The 18,291-nt window shown below is 71.3% G+C and carries 12 protein-coding genes; 6 read left to right on the top strand and 6 right to left on the bottom strand.

Annotated elements, in window-relative coordinates; all coding sequences use genetic code 11:
- The first annotated feature begins 215 nt into the window (after positions 1 to 215).
- The 4 genes from ACTIGN_RS07520 to ACTIGN_RS07505 all read left to right on the top strand — a co-directional run bounded on the left by ACTIGN_RS07520 (position 216) and on the right by ACTIGN_RS07505 (position 3,891).
- Positions 216 to 2,018, top strand: coding sequence for a hypothetical protein (locus tag ACTIGN_RS07520; protein ID WP_439622394.1), 1,803 nt, complete (start codon positions 216 to 218; stop codon positions 2,016 to 2,018).
- 67 nt (positions 2,019 to 2,085) lie between these two features.
- Complete coding sequence (locus ACTIGN_RS07515) at positions 2,086 to 2,481, top strand: hypothetical protein (protein WP_439622392.1); 396 nt, start codon at positions 2,086 to 2,088, stop codon at positions 2,479 to 2,481.
- A gap of 103 nt (positions 2,482 to 2,584) precedes the next feature.
- Positions 2,585 to 3,244, top strand: coding sequence for a (d)CMP kinase (gene cmk, locus ACTIGN_RS07510; RefSeq protein ID WP_439622390.1), 660 nt, complete (start codon positions 2,585 to 2,587; stop codon positions 3,242 to 3,244).
- A complete protein-coding gene (locus ACTIGN_RS07505; protein WP_439622388.1) occupies positions 3,223 to 3,891 on the top strand; it encodes a lysophospholipid acyltransferase family protein in 669 nt (222 codons plus the stop codon). Before cmk ends, ACTIGN_RS07505 begins: the two co-directional genes overlap by 22 nt.
- Positions 3,892 to 4,035: 144 nt before the next feature.
- On the opposite strand, the gene ACTIGN_RS07500 is transcribed toward ACTIGN_RS07505, so the two are convergent.
- Positions 4,036 to 4,173 carry a hypothetical protein gene (locus tag ACTIGN_RS07500; protein WP_439622386.1) on the bottom strand — a complete coding sequence of 46 codons (138 nt, stop codon included), beginning with the start codon at positions 4,171 to 4,173 and terminating at the stop codon, positions 4,036 to 4,038.
- Positions 4,174 to 4,254: 81 nt separating this feature from the next.
- On the opposite strand from ACTIGN_RS07500, the gene ACTIGN_RS07495 reads away from it, so the two are divergent.
- Positions 4,255 to 5,637, top strand: coding sequence for a hypothetical protein (locus ACTIGN_RS07495; protein ID WP_439622384.1), 1,383 nt, complete (start codon positions 4,255 to 4,257; stop codon positions 5,635 to 5,637).
- Here the strand turns inward: ACTIGN_RS07495 and selD are convergent.
- The 5 genes from selD to ACTIGN_RS07470 form a co-directional block, all read right to left on the bottom strand.
- Positions 5,627 to 6,694, bottom strand: a complete 1,068-nt coding sequence (selD, locus tag ACTIGN_RS07490) for a selenide, water dikinase SelD (protein ID WP_439622382.1) — start codon at positions 6,692 to 6,694, stop codon at positions 5,627 to 5,629. The two genes, ACTIGN_RS07495 and selD, sit on opposite strands and share 11 nt — an antisense overlap.
- A gap of 135 nt (positions 6,695 to 6,829) precedes the next feature.
- The gene (locus ACTIGN_RS07485) at positions 6,830 to 8,416 is read right to left on the bottom strand and encodes a 2-isopropylmalate synthase (RefSeq protein ID WP_439622380.1); all 1,587 of its coding nucleotides are present in this window, start codon (positions 8,414 to 8,416) and stop codon (positions 6,830 to 6,832) included.
- Between the two features lie 274 nt (positions 8,417 to 8,690).
- Entirely contained in the window at positions 8,691 to 10,646 is a 1,956-nt protein-coding gene (locus ACTIGN_RS07480) for a hypothetical protein (RefSeq protein WP_439622378.1), read from the bottom strand.
- A 608-nt stretch (positions 10,647 to 11,254) separates the two neighbouring features.
- Positions 11,255 to 13,759: a WD40 repeat domain-containing protein gene (locus tag ACTIGN_RS07475; RefSeq protein ID WP_439622376.1), complete on the bottom strand. Its 2,505-nt coding sequence runs from the start codon at positions 13,757 to 13,759 to the stop codon at positions 11,255 to 11,257.
- Between the two features lie 32 nt (positions 13,760 to 13,791).
- Positions 13,792 to 17,454 carry a PVC-type heme-binding CxxCH protein gene (locus ACTIGN_RS07470; RefSeq protein WP_439622374.1) on the bottom strand — a complete coding sequence of 1,221 codons (3,663 nt, stop codon included), beginning with the start codon at positions 17,452 to 17,454 and terminating at the stop codon, positions 13,792 to 13,794.
- A 206-nt stretch (positions 17,455 to 17,660) separates the two neighbouring features.
- Here ACTIGN_RS07470 and ACTIGN_RS07465 point away from each other — a divergent pair, with 206 nt between their 5' ends.
- Positions 17,661 to 18,245 (top strand): glutathione peroxidase, encoded by a 585-nt coding sequence (locus tag ACTIGN_RS07465; protein ID WP_439622372.1) that lies wholly within the window; start codon positions 17,661 to 17,663, stop codon positions 18,243 to 18,245.
- The last annotated feature ends 46 nt before the right edge of the window (positions 18,246 to 18,291 follow it).

Here is an 18,291-nt window from a genome sequence, read left to right as displayed (position 1 = left end):
ACCCTGGGCTACGAACTGCCGCCCCCTTCGGGGGCTCAATGCCTTGAGTCCCGGAGGGACGACCGTGCGTAGCCCAGGGTGCCAACCCCGGGTCCGCGGGGTGCCAACCCCGGGTCCGCGGGGTACTCAAAATCCCGTCCCGCCCCCGGCCGGGCATTGACTCTCGCGGCCGAACGTCTCACGATGAACACCAACGCACACCCGGAGGTACCGCCATGGTTCGGCACGCGCTCGTGGCACTCGCACTGACCCTGGCGGCCCCCGTTTTCGCGGCCGCGCCGGTGCCCGCCGACGGCAAGGGGGTGACGTTCCCGTTCCCCGCGAAGGCCCCCATCGCCGTCTCCGTGAACGGGTACGACACGGCCCGCGAGCGGCTCAAGAAGCTCGTCACGGCCGCCCTCCCCAAGGAGGGTGCGGGGGTCGCCAAGGAACTCGACAAGAGCCTCGACAAGCTGTTCGAGGGCCGCGCGCTCACCGCCGTCCGCAAGGACGCCCGCGGGTTCCTCGTCCTGAACGACCTCGCGTCGCTCCTCCAGGACACGCCCGCGGTCGCCGTGCTCGTGCCGGTCACGTCGCACAAGGAGTTCCTCAAGACGTTCCTCACCAAGGACGAGGCGAAGACCCTGGAGAGCGGCCGCGACGGCGTGGACACCGTCAAGACCGAGGCGTTCGGCGACGAGAAGCCGGTCCACCTCGTCGACCTGAAGGAGTACACCGCGGTCACCCTCGACCGGGCCACGGCCGACGCCTACGCCGCCAAGTTCGCCCCCGCCACGGCCGATCAGATGGGCACCGACCTCGCCGAGACGTTTCTCAAGGGGGACGTCGCGCTGTACGTGAACCTCGACGCGATCAACGACCAGTTCGGCGACCAGATCCGCGGGTTCAAGGGGCTCGTCGACTTCGCGCTCCAGCAGGCCGCCCAGCAGGGCGCGTTCGGGGCGATGAGCAAGAAGCAGACCGAGGCGATCAAGGTGCTCCTCAAGGGGCTGATCCAGGGCGTCGAGGACAGCCGCGGGCTGGTGGCCGCCGCCGAGTTCCGGCCCGAGGGCGTGTACGCGAAGCTCCAGGTCCGGTTCACCGAGAACTCGCCCAGTGCGAAGCTGCTCGCGGCCGAGAGGCCCGAGGCGATGGCCGACGTCGGCAAGCTCCCGGCCGGCCTGGGCACGTACACCGCGGTCCGGTTCGGTAAGACGATCGGCGACCTCGTCCGCGACATGGGCCAGGAGTTCGCCACGACCGAGGACGACGCCCGCGGGGCCGAACTGCTGGAGGCGCACCTGAAGGCCGTGGCCGACGCCGGGCCGGGGGTCGAGTACAGCGCGTCGGCCCCGCCCGGCGCGGCGCTCAGCGTGACCGCGTACGCGGACGCGAAGAAGGCCGCGACGGGGCTGACCAAGGCGTACAAGGCGGTCGGGGCCGGCGGCCGGGTCAACGGGGTCGTCGTGAAGGCCGCCCCGCGGGTCGGCGACGACGCCGAGAAGTACAAGGACTTCACGTTCGCGTCGGTGAACGTCACGTTCGACTTCGAGGCCAGCGTCGCGGCGCTGCCGGAGATGGTCCGGGAGGCGACCCTGGAGGCGTTCAAGCGGGCGGTGCCAGTGAAGGCCGCCATGTGGGTCGGGACCGACGGCAAGGTCGTCGCCCGCGTCATGGCCAAGGACTGGGACGCGGCCAAGAAGCTCCTCGACCAGTACCTCGCGGCGAAGGACACGGTCGGGGCCAGCGCCGGGTTCAAGCGGGTCCGGGAGCAGCTCCCCGCCGAGGCGAACCTGGTGGTCATCGCCGAGGTGGAGGCCGCCGTCAACGGGCTCGTGAACTCGCTCCGGACCGCGGCCGACGCGATCCCCGGGTTCCCGCAACTGGGCGTCGTCAAGAGGGCCGGCGGGCCGCCCGCGTACCTGGGCCTCGCGGTCACCCTCAAGGGCGAGACCGCGACCGTGACCGGGTTCGTGCCGGTCCAGTCGCTCGAGGCCGCCGGCAAGATGCTCGAATCGCTGTTCAAGAAGATCGAATGACGTCGGTCTCCCAGGGCGGCGCCACCACGGCGGCCGCCCCTCACCTCCCCCGTTCAGGAGCGCCTTCATGTCCTCCCGCGTCGTGTCCGCAGTCGCGCTGGTCGCCGGGTTCGCGTTCGCCGCCGGGTGCGAGCGGAACGCCCGGCTCGAAGTCAAGAACTCGTACGATATCGGGCCGCAGGAGGGGAAGGCGATGATCCTCGACCCGCAGCCGAAGCCGCAGAAGTTCACCGTCGAGTTCAAGGCCGACAACGACGTGAACGTGCTCGTGTTCAAGGACAGCGACGTCCCCGCGGGCGAGGACGGCCTGGAGAAGGCCGACGCGAAGAAGGCCATCGCCCAGAAGAAGGGCAAGGCCGAGTCGTTCACCGTCGACGTCCCCGAGAAGACCGGTACGCAGATCGTGATGCGCGAGGCGCTGAAGAAGACCAAGGTCGAGCTGTCGGTCACCAACCGGAAGTAGCACCTCGGTCTCGAGTTTCGAGTTCAACGTTTCGTGTCGGGCGTGTGGCGGGTCGGTCGCGCGAAGCGGGCCGTGAACTTTAAACTCGAAACTCGAAACTCCGATGATCGTGACCATCGACGGGCCGGCGGCATCGGGAAAGGGAACGGTGGCCCGGGGGATCGCCGACCGGCTCGGGTTCGCGTACCTCGACACCGGCGCGATGTACCGGGCCGTCGCACTCGCCGCGCTGCGGGCCGGGGCCGATTGTTCCGACGCCGCGGCCGTCGAGCGGCTCCTCCCCGACGTCCACATCGAGATGCCGCCGGACCGCGTGCTGCTCAACGGCGGCGACGTGACCGAGGCGATCCGCGCCCCCGAGGTGTCGCAGGGGGCGAGCAAGGTCGCGGCCGTGCCGGCCGTTCGCGCGTTCCTGGTCCCGCAGCAGCGGCGGATCGGGACCGGCCGGGACATGGTGAGCGAGGGCCGCGACCAGGGGACCGTGGTGTTCCCGGACGCGGCCGTCAAGTTCTACGTCACCGCCGCCGCCCGGGTCCGCGCCGAGCGGCGGCACCTCGAACTCGCGCGGCGCGGCGTCGCGACGACGGTCGAGCGCGAGCTGGCCGAACTGACCGAGCGGGACCGCCGCGACAGCGGCCGGGCCGACGGCCCGCTGCGGCAGCCGCCCGACGCGCACCTGATCGACACCTCGCACCGGACGGTCGAGGCGGTCCTGGACGAGATGGAGGGGGTGGTCCGCCGATGCACGACCGACCGGGCCTGATCGGCCGCATGTGGTACGACGCCGCGTACTGGGCGTCGTGGGGCGGGTTCACGTTCGGGTTCAGCTACCGGGGGACCGGTCGGTGGAACGTCCCGAAGCGCGGCCCGGCGCTCGTCGTCTCGAACCACCAGTCGATGTTCGACCCGATGCTCGTGGGCCTGTCGTGCCCGCGGTACCTCACGTTCCTCGCCCGCAAGTCGCTGTTCGACGTGCCGCTCCTCGGGCCGCTCATCAAGAGCCTCGGCTCGGTCCCGATCGACCGGGGCATGGCGAAGGACGGGATCCGGGCCGTGCTCGACCGGCTCTCGCACGGCCGCGCCGTGCTCGTGTTCCCCGAGGGCGAGCGCACGTTCTCGGGCGACCTCCAGCCGCTCAAGCCCGGGATCTCGCTGCTCGTTCAGCGGCTGAACTGCCCGGTGATCCCGGTGGGGATCGCGGGGGCGTTCGCGGCGTGGAACCGCCACTCGTGGGTCCCGCGGCCGTCGCCGCTGATCGTGCCGCCGGGCGACAGCACCATCGGGGTGTCCGTGGGCGAGCCGATCCCGCCGTCGCGGTACAAGGAACTCGGCCGCGACGCGATGCTGGCCGACCTGCACGCCGAGATCGCCCGGCAGGTGGCGAAGGCCGAAGCGCTGCGCCGGCGGTGACCGGGCGCGTGCTGCCACGATCCGCGCGAGGTGATTGGCGGGCCGCCACAGAGGGCGGCCCCTACCGGGCAGTTTGCGTTTGGTTTGTCGGGGCCGCCCTCTGTGGCGGCCCGCGTGAAGCGAACGATTCAGAACCGCCCGCTGTCACTTCTTTCCGAGCTTCGCGCGGGTCGCCCTCACTGCTTCGGCTCCCGGGCAGGTCCCCACCGCGTCGCGGGCCAGGTCGCGGGCCTCCTTCGTGCTGATGTCCTCCAGTACCTCCGCGGCGCGATAGAGCCGCACCAACTTTGCACCGGCACATCCGCCCGGAACCCGTACTCTTCCTCCAACAGGTCCGCCGGTCCACGCTCGGGAACGAGGCCCATGACGTACGACGAGCAGGTCGAGTTGCTGGGCCGCGTCAACGCCCTGGAGGCCGAAGGGAGGCACCGCGAGGCCATCGCGCTGTGCGAGGGGGCGCTCGACGGGGCCGAGATCCCCGAGTTCAACCTCGCGCTCGCCCGGAACCACTACGCCATCGCCGTCCGCGGGAACGAGGTCCACGCCTGGCCCGCGGTGCTCGCGGCGTTCGACGGCATCGCGAAGCGGTGCGAGCAGCAGCCCGACGTGGTCCACGCGCTGGGCATCTGCCGGTGGGTGCTGGGCCTGTTCGCCGACCCGCACCGGCTCGACGCCAAGGGGTTCGCGTACCGCCACGCGGCCGCGGTCCCGGTGGACCGGTGGTGGGGGGCGCGGCCCGAGCCGGCGGACCCCGACGCGCCCCCGCCGCCGCGGGCCGATCTCGCCCGGGTCGAGCACCTCCTCGCCGGCGGCCAGCACGTGCGGGCCGCGAACGCGCTGCTGGCCGCCGCGCCGCCGGCCGTGCGGCACGCCCGCGAGCCCGAGGGGGTCGCCCGCGAGGCCCGCTACCTGCTCGCCACGCTGCTCGCGGCGCTCGACGGGGACCAGGTCGCGGGCCTGCTCGCGGCCGACGAGTTCCCGCCGCCCGGCGACCACGACGCCCAGCACTACGACCGGTACCTGCTCACCGCCGCCGGCGTCCGCCGCGAGCAACTCCGCGCCCGCGCCGCCGGGGCGCCGGGCATCGTGATCGCGTCGCTCCCGAAGTCGGCCAGCGAGTTCCTGTCGTACACGCTCGCCGAGGCGCTGCGGGCCCCGGTCCTTCGGGTAACGATCGGGCCGCCGCCGCTGGGCACGGTCCACGGCAAGTGGGTCGCCGCGGTTCTTGAGGGCGGGGCGGTCACGCACGACCACTTCGCGGCGAGCGCGGCCAACCTCGCGGCACTGAAGGCCGGCGGGCTCAACGAGATCTGGGTGCTCGTCCGCGACCCGCGGGCCGCGTTCTGGAGCTACGAGCGGATGCAGTCGGAGTACGACGGGGTCGCCGCCGCGGCCCGCATGGACCCGGCGCGGGTGCTGCACGGCGTGAAGCAGTTCGGCGACTGGGTCGCGACGTGGGTGACGGCCCGGGACGACGGGTTCCCGGTGCGGTTCGTGTACTTCCGCGACCTGACCGAGAGCCCCGGGCCGGTGATGGGCCGCATCCTCCAGTCGCGGGGCGGCGGCCGGTTCGTCGCGGCGCTGAACGACGTCCTCCAGGTGCGGGCCGAGGGGGGCCGCGTCAGCAGCAACTTCCGCCAGGGGGACGACGAGGCGTGGCGGGCCGGGGTGCCGGCCGAGTTGCACGCCGCGATCTGGGACGCGGTCGACGAGCGCGCGAAGAAACTGCTCGGCCTCAAGCCGTGACGGGGCCGGTGCCCGGGACGACGCGGATGCGGCCGGTGCCCGGGTCCGTGATGCGGCCCACGACCGCGGCGACCAGCGTTCCGGCCGCGGTCAGCGCCGCGACCGCGTCGCGCACCTGCGCGGCCGGGACGGCGGCGAGCAGCCCGCCCGACGTCTGCGCGTCGCACAGCAGGAGCTGCTGCTCGGGCGTGACGTCCGCGTCCCAGTCCACCCAGTCGTGGAGGAACCACAGGTTCGCGCGGGTGCCGCCGGGGACGATCGACGCGGCCGCGTAGTCCCGGGCCGCCTCGATCACCGGGACCGCGTCGGCCCACACTTCGGCGGTCACGCCGCTGGCCGCGGTCACGTTCCGCAGGTGCCCGAGCAGCCCGAACCCGGTCACGTCGGTCAGCGCGTGGACGTCGAACCGCGCCAGCGCCTCCGCGGCCCCGCGGTTGAGCGCGACCATGACGCGGACCGCCTCGCCGATCGCGCCGCGGGCGTCGAGGTCGTTCTTCGCCGCGGTGGTGATGAGCCCGATCCCCAGCGGCTTCGTCAGCAGCAGCACGTCGCCGGGCCGCGCGCCCGCGTTCGTCAGCACCCGCTTCGGGTGGACCGTGCCGACGACCGCGAGCCCGAAGATCGGCTCCTCGCTCTTGATTGTGTGCCCGCCGGTGATCGCGCACCCGGCCCCGGCGGCCACTTCCGCCGCGCCCGCGAGCACCTCACCGAGGACCGCGGCCGGGAGCGAGTCCGGGAACCCGACGATGCTCACCGCGGTCAGCGGCCGGCCGCCCATCGCGTACACGTCGGACAGCGCGTTGGCCGCCGCGACCCGCCCGAAGTCGCGGGGGTCGTCCACGATCGGCGTGAAGAAGTCGGTGGTGAGCACCAGGGCCAGGTCGTCGGAGAGCCGGTACACCGCGGCGTCGTCGGCCGTCGCGCTGCCGACGAGGACGTTCGGGTCGGTGATCTGCGGGAGCATACCGAGGAGCGGGAGGAGGAACCCGGGCGGGTGCTTCGCCGCGCACCCGGCCCGCTTGGAGTACTTGGTGAGGCGGACGGGAGGGGTCGTCATGGGTGCGGTTGCCGTGTGGCGAGGGGACGAGAGTAGTGTACTCCCCCCGCACCCGTTCGGTAGCGGTTGACCGCCCAGGCCGCCGCGCGGCGCGGGCCGCCGGTGCGCCCGAGGGCACCGGCGGGCCCGCGCCCGTCACGGCCCCGGCACGACCTCGGTGGGGACGTGGTCGGTCGGCTTGAGGCGGTCCCGCGACTTGCGCGACACGACCCGGTTGATGACCTCGAGGTACGCCAGCGCGCTGGCCTCGATCACGTCCACGCTCACGGCCCGGCCCTTCGACCGCTTCCCCTCGTGGTCGATCTCGACCTGCGCCTCGCCCATCGCGTCCATGTCCTGCGTCACCGACCGGACCCGGTAGTCGATCACCTTGACGGGGACGCCGGTGACGCGGTCGACGGCCTTGAACAGCGCGTCGATCGGGCCGTTGCCGACGGCCGCGTCGCGCCGCACGGTGCCGTCCTGGTGCCGGAGCGACACCGCCGCCGAGGTCTGCGACCCGGTCCCGGCCGTGCTGGTGAACCCGGCGAGGGTCCAGACGTTCCGGGTGCCGGCCTGGAGCTGGTTCTCGGCCAGCGCCTCGATGTCCGCGTCGTAGATCTCCTTCTTGAGGTCGGCGAGCTTCTTGAACTCGTCGAACACGCGGTTGAGTTGCTCGTCGGTGAGGTGGTACCCCAGGTCGGTGACCCGCTGCTTGAGCGCGTGCCGGCCGCTGTGCTTGCCCAGCACCAGTTCGGTCCGCAGGAGGCCCACGTCCTCGGGCTTCATGATCTCGTAGGTGCTCCGCTCCTTGAGCATCCCGTCCTGGTGGATGCCGGCCTCGTGCGCGAAGGCGTTCTGCCCGACGATGGCCTTGTTCCGCTGCACCGCCATGCCGGTGATGTGCGACAGCTTGCGGCTCACCGGGTACAGGTGCCGGGTGTTGATGCCGGTCGTCAGCTTGTAGAAGTCGCGGCGGGTGTGCAGCGCCATCACCACCTCTTCGAGCGAGGTGTTCCCGGCCCGCTCGCCGATCCCGTTGACCGTGCACTCGACCTGCCGCGCGCCCTCGCCCAGCGCCGCGAGGCTGTTGGCGACCGCCATGCCCAGGTCGTCGTGGCAGTGGACCGACAGGACGCACTTTTCGATGCCGCGGACGTGCTTCTTGAGGTGCCGGATGATCGAGGCGTAGTGGCTCGGCACCGCGTACCCGACCGTGTCCGGGATGTTCAGCGTGGTCGCCCCCGCTTCGATGGCCTTCTCGACCACCTCGGTCAGGAAGTCGAGTTCGGTGCGGGCCGCGTCCTCGGGGGAGAACTCGACGTCCTCGACCCGGTCGCGGGCGCGCTTGACCCCCTCGACGGCCTTGGCCGCGACCTCGGCCGGCGTCATGCGGAGCTTGAACTCGCGGTGGATGGCGCTGGTGGCGAGGAACACGTGGATGCGCGGCCGGGCCGCGTCCTTCACGGCGTCGGCGGCCCGGTCGATGTCGGCCGGGTTGCACCGGGCCAGGCCGCAGATGACCGGGCCGTGGATCTGCCGGGCGATGGCCTGGACCGACTCGAAGTCGCCGGGCGACGCGATCGGGAACCCGGCCTCGATGACGTCCACCCCCAGCGCGGTGAGCGCGTGGGCCATCTCGAGCTTCTCGCCGAGGTTCATGCTGCACCCCGGGCTCTGCTCGCCGTCCCGCAGGGTGGTGTCGAAGATGATGACCCGGTTCGGGTCGGTCGGCGGGGGCATTACGAGAACTCCGGTCGTGTGGGTGCGGGAGAGTTCCTGAAACGCGAGCGGCCCCGGAACTCTCGATGGTTCCGGGGCCGCGGGTACTTCGTGGTTCGGGTCATCCGACGCGCGAAGAGAACCTGCCCCGGAAGGTCCGGAGAAGTCGAAGGTTCTCGGCGAGAATCGCGGTGCGCGGCATCGGACGGATTCCTGTGAGCTTGGCTAGTGTATACGGCCGCCGCTGCGGCAGCAACGGCGCCCGCGAAAGTCTTCGGGACCGCCGGCGTCCGGCTCACCGGCCGAAGATCTCGCGGTCGAAGTTGCCCCCGTTGCGGTTCGCGCCCGACAGGCCGCCGGCCTTGTCGGCCCAGTTCGCGGCCGCGTCGATCACCGCCTTGAGCACGCCGTTCTGCACCTTCGGCTGGAACACCTCGATCCGCAGTTCGCTCCCGACCCGACGGACCGTCACAGTGGCCGGGGGCAGCGCCGCCAGTGCGTCCGCGAGTGCCTTCCGCGACTTCTTGACGTCCTCCAAAAAGTTCTCCGGCAGCGGGTTCCCGTTCGGGAGGACGATCGGCTCCTCCTCCTTCGGCACCACCGGCCCGTTGGGCCGCGGCTTCTCGGCCGACCGCACCAGCAGGTCGCCGAGCGACACGACGCCGAACGCCACCGCGTCCGCGGGGGGCGAGTTCGCGACCCCACCGGCCGCCGACGCGGGGGCGTCGGCCAGCGCCGCCTGCGCCACGAGCTTGCGGTCCAGCCCCACCACCACCGCGGCCCCGTTCCGGGCGTAGTGGACGGGGGCGTTCCACGCCAGCCCGGTCCCCGGGAGTGAGAGCACCTTCACGCCAACGATCGTCTCGGTCGCCGCCTGCGGCGGGGCCGCCGCGCCGGACAGGTCGCCGATGAGCTTCGGGAAGAACTCCTCAATGGCGGTCGCGGCGGCGGCGTCCTCGGCGTGCAGCACCAGCATCGGCATCGCCTTCGCGTCCTTCGGCAACTCCTGCTTCGTTGGCAGGAACACCGTGACCGCCCGGGTCTTTCCGAGCAGCCCCTCGACCACCGGCACCTTGTACTTCTGCTCCATCTCGCGGGCCGCCTCGCTCGGGAGCCGGCCGAGTTCGCCGTTGGCCTTCGCGACGCCGTCGAGGAACCCGAGCAGCGCCGCGGCCCGGTTCTTCTCGGGGAGCGTGACGCCCAGGGCGAACGCCGCCGGCCGTGCCGCGTGGTGCAGCAGTTCGACCCTCGCGCCGGGTCCGGAGAGGAGGTCGAGCAGCGGGCTCTTGTGGGCCGGATCGAACGCCGCCGACACCGTCGCCGAGAGGCCGCCGTCGCGGAACCGGACGCACCCGGCCAGCGACTTCACGGCCCTGGCGTTGGCGGTCATCTTGAACCACGCGAGCAGGTCGAAGTCGCCGGCCGCGCCGCCCACGAGTTCCTCGACGCCGCGGGCCGTGCCGCGGGCCTTGTTGGCCGCGTCGAGCCTCGCGCAGAAGTCGGGGAAGGCGACGTAGTAGAACAGCCCGGCCCTGCGGTGCGCGGCCGCGGCGACCTTGAACGCCGCGGCGCTCCCGAGGCCGGCGGCCGCGTCGTCGCCCAGGAACCGCTTCACCGCGTGCCCGACGGCCGCCTTGCTCGACCCGGCGACGAACAGCCCGGGGGTGTACGCGAACGTCGGCTCGTGCGGCCCGTCGGACAGCGCCTTCTCCTGGTTGATCGTCGGCACCCCGTTGTTGTCGTAGTTGACGTTCGGGGCGCGGTACTGGAACACCGGCACCTTCGACACGTCCCCGACCCTCCGGAGCGACGGCGTCATCGTCACGAGGGCGCGGGCGGCGAGGCCGGCGGCCGGGCTGTCGTGGGTCAGCACCACGACGGCGACCTCGGGGTCGCCCTGGTCGGTGAACCCGACGAGGCCGGCGGCGACGCGGAGCTTCTTCGCCTCGCCGAGCATCTCGGGCGACGCGAACAGGCCCAGGGCCGCGAGCGACCGCTTCCCGTGCAACTCGATGAGGTTCTTCGCGGCGTCCTTCTTGGCGTGGACGAACGGGATGCTGTCCTCCAGCGCGGTCCCCTTGAACACCGCGGCGACCTCGGGGGCGAGTTCCGCGAGGTCGGACAGCTCGGCGTAGGCCAGCGTCCCGGCCGGGAACAGGTCGGCGAGGTCGGCCGGCGGCCCGGCCGCCCGCGCATGCGACGCCGGGGCGAGCAGGGCAACAACCGCGATCAATCGGGCACAGGTCCGCACGGTCGGCCTCCGGTTCTCATTTCATCGGACTCGTCGCGCCACCCGTCCGCGATGAACTCCAACTTCGCCAAATCAACGCAATTCTTGCGGACAAATTGATATCAGATCGAATCAGACTACGCCGCAAACTGATTCCCAACAATGGCTTGTCGCCAAATCGCGTCAGACGAGTCGCACGGACAGCGAATTGTAACAAACCGGAATCATTCGCCGGCGGGCGCGGTTCGAGTGCCCCTACTGATTCGGTGGTTGGGCGAACCCTGAGCGCCAGTTTTTGAAGACTCGCGTACGGAACCCCGGTGTCCTGAAGTAGTAGGCACACTCCGTGTGCCGTTCTTGGTTCTGTGACGGCACACGGAGTGTGCCTACTACTCTTGTCCGCCCGTCCTGGAGTTGCGGCCGGGCTCGCCCGGACCAACCAGTGGTCGAGAAGCCCAGGCGCACGGCGATCCGGGAGCGTCAGCGACCGGAGGTGCGAGCTCCCCAAGAACTCCGGTCGCTGACGCTCCCGGCTCGCCACGGTTCCTGGCGCGTTCCCCTCCGTCGCAAGTTCCGATCCTAGCACAGCGTCCGCACGGGTGCGCTCCAGTCGGGGACCGGGTTCGCGTTCACTTCCCGCTCGCCTTGAGGCGGCCCAGGGCGGCGGCGGCCTCGGTGGTCAGGCGGCGGCCGGGCGGGCCGGCGGCCCAGGCGGCCAGCACCGCCCGCGCCTCGGGCGTGCCGATCCCTTCGAGCACCTCGATGGCCCGCACCGAGCGGACGTCGTCGGCCCGCGGCGCGCCGGCCTCGATCCGCGTGGCCACCTCGCCGGCCAGCTTCCGCACCTCGGCGCTGCCCGACGCCGCGGCGACCTTCTTCAGCGCCGCGACCGCCTCGCCGCCGATCGCCTCCAGGTCCCTGGCCGCGGCGGCGCGGACCTGGAACTCCTCGTCGTCGAGGTCCGCGATCAACTTGGCGATCCGACCGGGGGCCGCGGCCGCCGGCACCGGGACGCGGTCCCTGCACTGCTTCGCGGCCTCGACCGGGTTGCGGTACAGCAGTTCCATGCCCCGCTGCGCGGCGGCCGCGTCGGGCGAGCCGAGGAGCTTGAACGCCTCGTCGAACCCGGCGACCACCGCCTCGGGCGGCGCGCCGCCCTTCTCGGGGACGGCCCACACGAGCACCGTGCCGTCGGTCGCGGCCGACGCGACCCGGGTGCCGTCCGGGCCCCACGCCAGCCCCGTCACGGACCCGTCGTGCCGGTCGAACGTGACCACCGGGTCGCCGGTTCCCACGTCCCACACCGCGACGCGGCCGTCGTGCCCGCCGACGGCGAGCCGCTTGCCGTCCGGGGAGAACGCGACCGAGACGCCCTCGCCCCCCGGCCCGTCGACGGTGATGCGGCGGGCGACGGTGCCGAACCGCAGGTCGAACACGACCACGTTGCCGGTCGGGTCCCACCCGACGAGCTTGCGGCCGTCGGCCGAGAACGCGGCCCCGACGGCCCCGTTGGCGAGCGCGCCGAAGTCGAACCGCTTCTTGGCGGTCGCCAGTTCCCACACGGTCAGGCTCCCGCCCGAGGCGACGGCGACCAGCCGGCCGTCGGGCGAGATGGCCCCGTTCGACGGGGGCGAGTCGTCCGGTCGGCCGAGGTGGACCGCGTGGAGCGTCTTGCCGGTCGCCACGTTGCACACGAGGACGGACCCCTGGAGGAACAGGGCGACGCGGTTCGGGTCGGTCGGGCAGAACGCCGGCACCGGGAGCCCCGCGTTCTGCGGGACCGAGAGCTTGCCGAGCGTCTTGAGGGTGTCGGCGTCGATCACCTGGAGGACGAGGTCGTCCCCGCCGAGGACGGACGTGGCCCGGCGGGCGGCCGGGTCCCAGTTCACCCCGATGTCCTCGGCCAGGGGGAGGTTGACGGGCTTGCCGGGCTTGCCGGTGGCCGCGTCGAACGAGTGGAGCCCGCCCTCGGTCGCCAGCGCCCACACCGTCCGGCCGTCGGGCGAGAACCCGGGCCGGACCAGGACCGGGAGCCGCTCGGCGTCCGGCCCCTTCCCGGTCCGCGGGTTCCAGATGCGGATGCCGCCGCTCTGGTCCACGGCGGCGACGAACGCCCCCTCGGGCGCGACGGCCAGCGGCGGGCGGAGGCCCCCGTCGCCCGGGGCGGGGCGCGGCTCGTCGGCCTCGCCGGTCTCGGCGTTGACCCTTACGAAGTCGCCGCTGTTGGTGACCGCGAACACCCACTTCCCGTCGCCGCTGAACCGCGGGGACACGAACTCGCCCTCGGGGGCCTTGTACCCGTCGACGGGCTCCTCGGAGTCGGTCGGGAACACGCGGAGCCGCTCACCGGCGACCGCCAACCGGGTGCCATCGGTGCTGAACGCGAAGTCCGGCATGTTGCGGTCGGTCTGGTACGTGCGGACCCGCTTGAAGGTCCGCAGGTCCCACAGGAACACGGCGCTGTTCTGGCCCGCCCCGGCGAGCCACCGGCCGTCGGACGAGTACACGAGGCGGGTCACGGGCTGGTCGCCGGGGAACTTCAGCTCGTGGGTGTGCTTGCCGGTCAGGAGGTCGACGAGAACGACCTTCTGCGGGGTGCCGACCGCGAACGACCGGAGGTTGGGGTTCACCGCCAGGCACTGCCCGCCCTCGGGGAGCGACTTCTCGGGCAGGTCGCGGACCGCGTTGGTCAGCGGCACCCAGTGCCGGCACCGGTCCTCGTCCACGAACACGACCGACCCGTCGCGGGCCAGCGCCGCGAACCGCACGGGCGAGTTCAACCGGCCCACCTCCTTGCCGGTCGCGGGGTCCCAGGCGCGGACGCCGTCGGGCGTGTTCGACAGGCTCCCGAGGGTCTTCCCGTCCTGCGCGAACGCGAGGGCGAGGGGCTCGGGGCCGTGCCGCAGGCGGACGGTGCCGCACCGCGCGACGGCCCCGGTCGGGAGCGGGTCGCCGTGGCGGTCGAACTTCGGCGGGGCGGTCGGGGAGCCGCCGGGGACCGGGCCGACCGGCCGGCGCGGGCGGGGCGTGGGGTCCGGCACCCCCGGGGGCAGGGGCGGTACGGGCGCGGGCTGAGCCACGACCGGGGGCACCGCGAACAGAACCAGCAGGCCGCCGCATACCCACCGAGTCATGGTCCGCCCCTTGGTTGTAAACGCGAACCGCGTTACTTCGTCGCCTTCAACTCGGTCCTCGTCGCCCAGGCCAGTGCGTTGACGACGAGCCGGGTGAAGTTCTCGTCCTTGAAGTCGTCCGGGTGCCCCAGGGAGGTGTAGAACACCCGGCGCCCGTCCTTCTCGCGGACCCACGCGACCGGCTCCGACTCCTTGCCGGAGCTCCCCCGCAACAGAACGGTGACGTCGGCCGCGACGTTGGGGTTCTTGTACAGGCTGCCGTTCGTTTTGAACGCCGCGACCCCCTTGAGGACGGGGTGGTCGGCCTGCTTCTCGATCGCGGTCACGGCGGTAACGCCCGGACCGAAGTGATTCTTATAATCGCCTCCGAACACGTCCCTGTCCATCTCCAGCCACTTCTGGAACCCGTGGCTCGCGGTGCGCAGGCCGACGACGGGCTTCCCGGACTTGACGAACGACTTCACCGCGTCCAACGATTCGCCGTCGATCTGGAGCCGCCGGGTGAAGAAGATCGCGGCGTCGCACTTCGCCAGACCCTCGATACCGGCGAGGGCGGTGTCCTTCTCGGCCCTGGCCGCGATCAGCACGCACTCGACCGGGTAGTTCGCTTCGAGTTGCTTCTTGAGCCCGGCGAGCGACTCGTCCGACTTGTACTCGAACGACCCGGACACGAGCGCGACCTTCAGCTTCTTGGCGTCGCCCGCCCCCACGTTTTTCGGCGCGTCGCTCACGAGGTACGCGAACAGGTCGGCGATCTCGGGGTCGGCGAGCGTGTCGAGCAACTTCTCGGGCATGAGCGAGACCGCGGACGGCCGGACGTCCGCAACGTCCTTCTTGGGGATGACCGTGGTGACGACCTTATTGTCCACGAAGTTCGACAGTTCGATGGTTTCGCCGACCTCTTTCGCGACGCCCGAGAGCTTCCGCTCGTCGGTGGTCAGCACCGTTTGCACGACGAACTCGGGGCGGATGTAGCCCGACGGGTCGACGATCTGCGCGAGCATGTACCCGCGGTTCTTGCGGTCGGCGGTGGTGAGGTCCGGGCCGACCCTGCCGCCCTCGCCGTGGAAGACGTGGCACGCGGCGCAGTGCTTCGCGAACAGCGCCTTCCCGCGTGCGGCGTCGGCCCCCTTTTCGCGGGGGATCTGCGCGTTGAGCCAACTGATGCGGGCCTGCTTCTCGCCGGCGGTCGCGGGGGCGACCTTGCCGAAGTGCTTCTCGACGAGCGCCGTGAGGTCTTTATCGGCGAGCGACACGGCGGTGCGCGCCTGATCGACCGTGAGATCGGCCCTGGGGAACGTACCCGCGTCGAGCGCCTTGAACAGCGCGACCGCCCACGCCGGCCGCGACAGCAGCAGTTGCACGCTCCGCTTCTTCACCGCCGCGGAGGAGCCGGGGTACCCTGCCAGTACGAGTTCGGCCACGGCCGGTTCCTCGAAGCCCTCCAGGGTGGCGAGGGCCGCGGCGCGTTCGACGTCCGCGGTTGCAGCGGCCAACAGACCCTCCGCCAGTGGCCGGGCTCGCGGGTCGCGGACTTGCCGCAACGTTTCGGCAGCCCGGACCCGTGCCGCGAACGGCCGCTTCGGGTCGGCGGCCCAGGCCCGCAGGTCGGCGGCCGCCGCCGCGTCGCCAAAACGGACGAGGATCGCGGTGGGGGTTTCGTCGTTCAGGTTGGTGGACCGAAGGTGCCGCAGCACCCCGAACAACTCAGCCCGGACGGACCGCCCCCGATCGCCGGCCGTCGCAGTGGCGATCCCTTGGAGCACCGGCCCCGGCTTCCCCGCCTTCGCCCAGACGTCCAAAACGTCCGCGGCGGCCGCAGTGTCGCCCGTGTAGCCATCGAACATGAGCCGACGGGCGATGCGCTCGGCGAGCGGCTCCGCCACCTTCGCCGGGTGCTTGACGGCGTCGCAGGCCAGCCCCGCCGCGGCTGCGGGGTCGAAGCCCTGTCCCACCGCCCACCACAGGAGCAGCGGCATGGCCGGGTCGTCTCCCGTTTCGGACTGCAGCAGCCCGCGGACCACCTGGACCCCGGCGTGGCGGTCCGCTCGCAGCCGTCGGGCGGAGCAGGCGATCTGGGCGCGGACGACCTGGCTCCGCTCGCGAGCGGCCAACTCCGCCAGCCGATCGACTTGTGATTGCCAGGCCATCTGAGGCGCATCGGCGAACAGCCGCACCGCCCACGCGCGGACGTACTCGTCCGAATGCGACCACAGCCCGATCAGGTACTCCCGTCCGTAGTCCCGGCCGCAACCGCCCGCGGCGTGGAGCGTCCAGAGCGCCTCCAGCGCCTCTGTCCCGGTCTTCTCGGCGACGGCCTGCTTCAGCACCGGGAACACAGACGGGTCTGCCCGCTCGGCCAAGAGTTGCCGGGCCTCGCGGCGGAACCAGACGTTCGGTTCGCTCAAGAACTCCAGCAAGTCCTTGCTCGCCAGCTTCCGCAGGTCGAACTTGGGGTACTCGGGGCCGCCCTTGTACTCGATGCGGTAGATGCGGCCGTTGGTCTTGTCCCAGTTGTCGACCGGGTCGAGGTGGGCGGCGCGGCGGTCGTAGAAGTCCACGACGTACACGCACCCGTCCGGCCCCTGGAGCAGATCGACCGGCCGGAACCACGGGTCGTTCGCCTCGATCAACTCGCCGCCGTGGCTCGCGGTGAACGACGACTTCACCGGTTCGAGCTTGTGCCAGTAGATCGCGTTCGAGAGCAGGTTCGCGGCGATGTACTGGTCGCGGAACTCCTTCGGGTAGGCATCGCCCTGGTAGACGATGCCGCCGCAGGTGACGTGCCCGCCCTTGAACCCCTTGTACGGGACGTGCTCGAAGTAGCCGTAGGTGTGCGGGTTGTGCAGCGGGCCGTGCTTGCTGAACCCCTTGACGTAGTACGCCCCCTGCATCTGGTGCAGGCACGCGACGCCGCCGTAGTTGGTGCCGACGATCGCCTGGCCGTTCTTGTCGAAGTCGAGCCCGTAGGGGTTCCCGCCGCCCTCGCTGAACAGCTCGAACTTCTTGGTCTTCGGGTGGAACCGCCAGACGCCCTGCTGGAACTCGACGACCGGGTCTTGGGGGTGCGTGAGGTTCTTGATCTTGCTCGTGCTGGTGCTGCCGGCTGCACCGTAGAGCCAGCCGTCCGGCCCGATCTGGAGCGAGTTGGCGAGCGAGTGCGTGTCGTCCATGCCGAAGCCGGAGAGCAGCACCTCGGGGTCGCCGTCGGGCACGTCGTCCTCGTCTCTGTCGGGATAGAAGATCAGGTACGGCGGCTGCGAAACGTAGACGCCGCCGCGCACGAGGCAGAACCCGCTGGCGATGTTCAGCCCGGTGAGGAAGTCCTTCGACTTGCGGAAGACGCCGTGCTCGTCGGGGTCGAAGAGGATCGTGATCTTGTCGGCCCCCTTCGGGCCGCGGGGCGGCGGCTCGGGGGTCTTGTCCCAGACGGTGCGGAGGTACTGGTCCTGCTTGAGCGCCTTGAGGCCGGCGTAGTTCGGGTACTGGAGGTACTGGAGCACCCACATGCGGCCGCGGGTGTCGAAGCTGATGCTGACCGGCTGGCGGACCATCGGCTCGTGCGCGACGCACCGGGCCGAGAAGCCCTCCGGGAGCTTCATCCGCTTCACCGCCTCACCGGGCGAGTACCCCTGGGCGGACGCGGTTGCGGCGAGCGCGAGGAGCAGCGGTAGTGCGAGTGCGCGTGGGAGCATCGGCACGGACTCCGGGAGAGCGGCGGCAGCAGCGGGCCAGTCCTGAAGGATGTTCCGCCGGGGTGCGAAAAGCAAGCACTGATGTTGCCCGCGTGCGAAGCGGTAGGTGCCCCCGGTTCGCGAAAATACCCGCGGCGGGTTGTACGTCTACGGTGGTGCCGGCTACTAGTAACTGGTGCCCTGGAACCCACCAACCGGAGTCCGCAATGAAGACGTGGCACGTCGCCGTGGCTGTCGCCGCCCTCACCGGGTGTGCGGCCGCCGGCACCGCCGAGGACGCCAAGATGAGCCCGCTCGAGTACAAGCTCAAGGACATTGACGGCAAGGAGTTCGACCTCGCCAAGCTCAAGGGCAAGGTCGTCCTGTTCGTCAACGTCGCCAGCCAGTGCGGGTACACCAAGCAGTACGAGGGGCTGCAGGACCTGTACGCCAAGCACGAGAAGGACGGCCTCGTGGTCGTCGGCGTGCCCGCCAACGAGTTCGGCAAGCAGGAGCCCGGCACCGACGAGGACATCAAGAAGTTCTGCTCCACCAAGTACAACGTCACCTTCCCGATGCTGTCCAAGGTCGTCGTCAAGGGCGAGGGCCAGACCCCGCTGTACAAGACCCTCGTCGCCGCCACCCCGAACAAGGCCGGCAAGGTCGAAGAGGTCGGCTGGAACTTCGAGAAGTTCCTGATCGGCCGCGACGGCAAGGTCGCCGGCCGGTTCAAGTCGGCCGTCGCCCCGAACTCGGACGAGCTGACCAAGGCCATCAAGGCCGAACTCGAGAAGCCCGCCCCGGCGAAGTGAGGCATTTGGCGAGCCGGGAGCGTCAGCGACCGGAGGAACGAAGACC

The organism is Gemmata sp., from assembly GCF_051859125.1.
In the GTDB taxonomy this organism is placed as follows: Bacteria; Planctomycetota; Planctomycetia; order Gemmatales; family Gemmataceae; genus Gemmata.
Note: the sequence above shows the minus strand (reverse complement) of the source record. Positions and strands in the feature narration are given on the sequence as shown.

What these genes read in the sequence shown, in the direction of transcription:
- ACTIGN_RS07515 (WP_439622392.1), top strand. Translation starts at nt 2,086, where the DNA reads ATGTCCTCCCGCGTCGTGTCCGCAGTCGCGCTGGTCGCCGGGTTCGCG.
- ACTIGN_RS07495 (WP_439622384.1), top strand. Translation starts at nt 4,255, where the DNA reads ATGACGTACGACGAGCAGGTCGAGTTGCTGGGCCGCGTCAACGCCCTG.
- ACTIGN_RS07520 (WP_439622394.1), top strand. Translation starts at nt 216, where the DNA reads ATGGTTCGGCACGCGCTCGTGGCACTCGCACTGACCCTGGCGGCCCCC.
- selD (WP_439622382.1), bottom strand. Translation starts at nt 6,694, where the DNA reads ATGACGACCCCTCCCGTCCGCCTCACCAAGTACTCCAAGCGGGCCGGG.
- ACTIGN_RS07470 (WP_439622374.1), bottom strand. Translation starts at nt 17,454, where the DNA reads ATGCTCCCACGCGCACTCGCACTACCGCTGCTCCTCGCGCTCGCCGCA.
- cmk (WP_439622390.1), top strand. Translation starts at nt 2,585, where the DNA reads ATGATCGTGACCATCGACGGGCCGGCGGCATCGGGAAAGGGAACGGTG.
- ACTIGN_RS07465 (WP_439622372.1), top strand. Translation starts at nt 17,661, where the DNA reads ATGAAGACGTGGCACGTCGCCGTGGCTGTCGCCGCCCTCACCGGGTGT.
- ACTIGN_RS07505 (WP_439622388.1), top strand. Translation starts at nt 3,223, where the DNA reads ATGCACGACCGACCGGGCCTGATCGGCCGCATGTGGTACGACGCCGCG.
- ACTIGN_RS07475 (WP_439622376.1), bottom strand. Translation starts at nt 13,759, where the DNA reads ATGACTCGGTGGGTATGCGGCGGCCTGCTGGTTCTGTTCGCGGTGCCC.
- ACTIGN_RS07485 (WP_439622380.1), bottom strand. Translation starts at nt 8,416, where the DNA reads ATGCCCCCGCCGACCGACCCGAACCGGGTCATCATCTTCGACACCACC.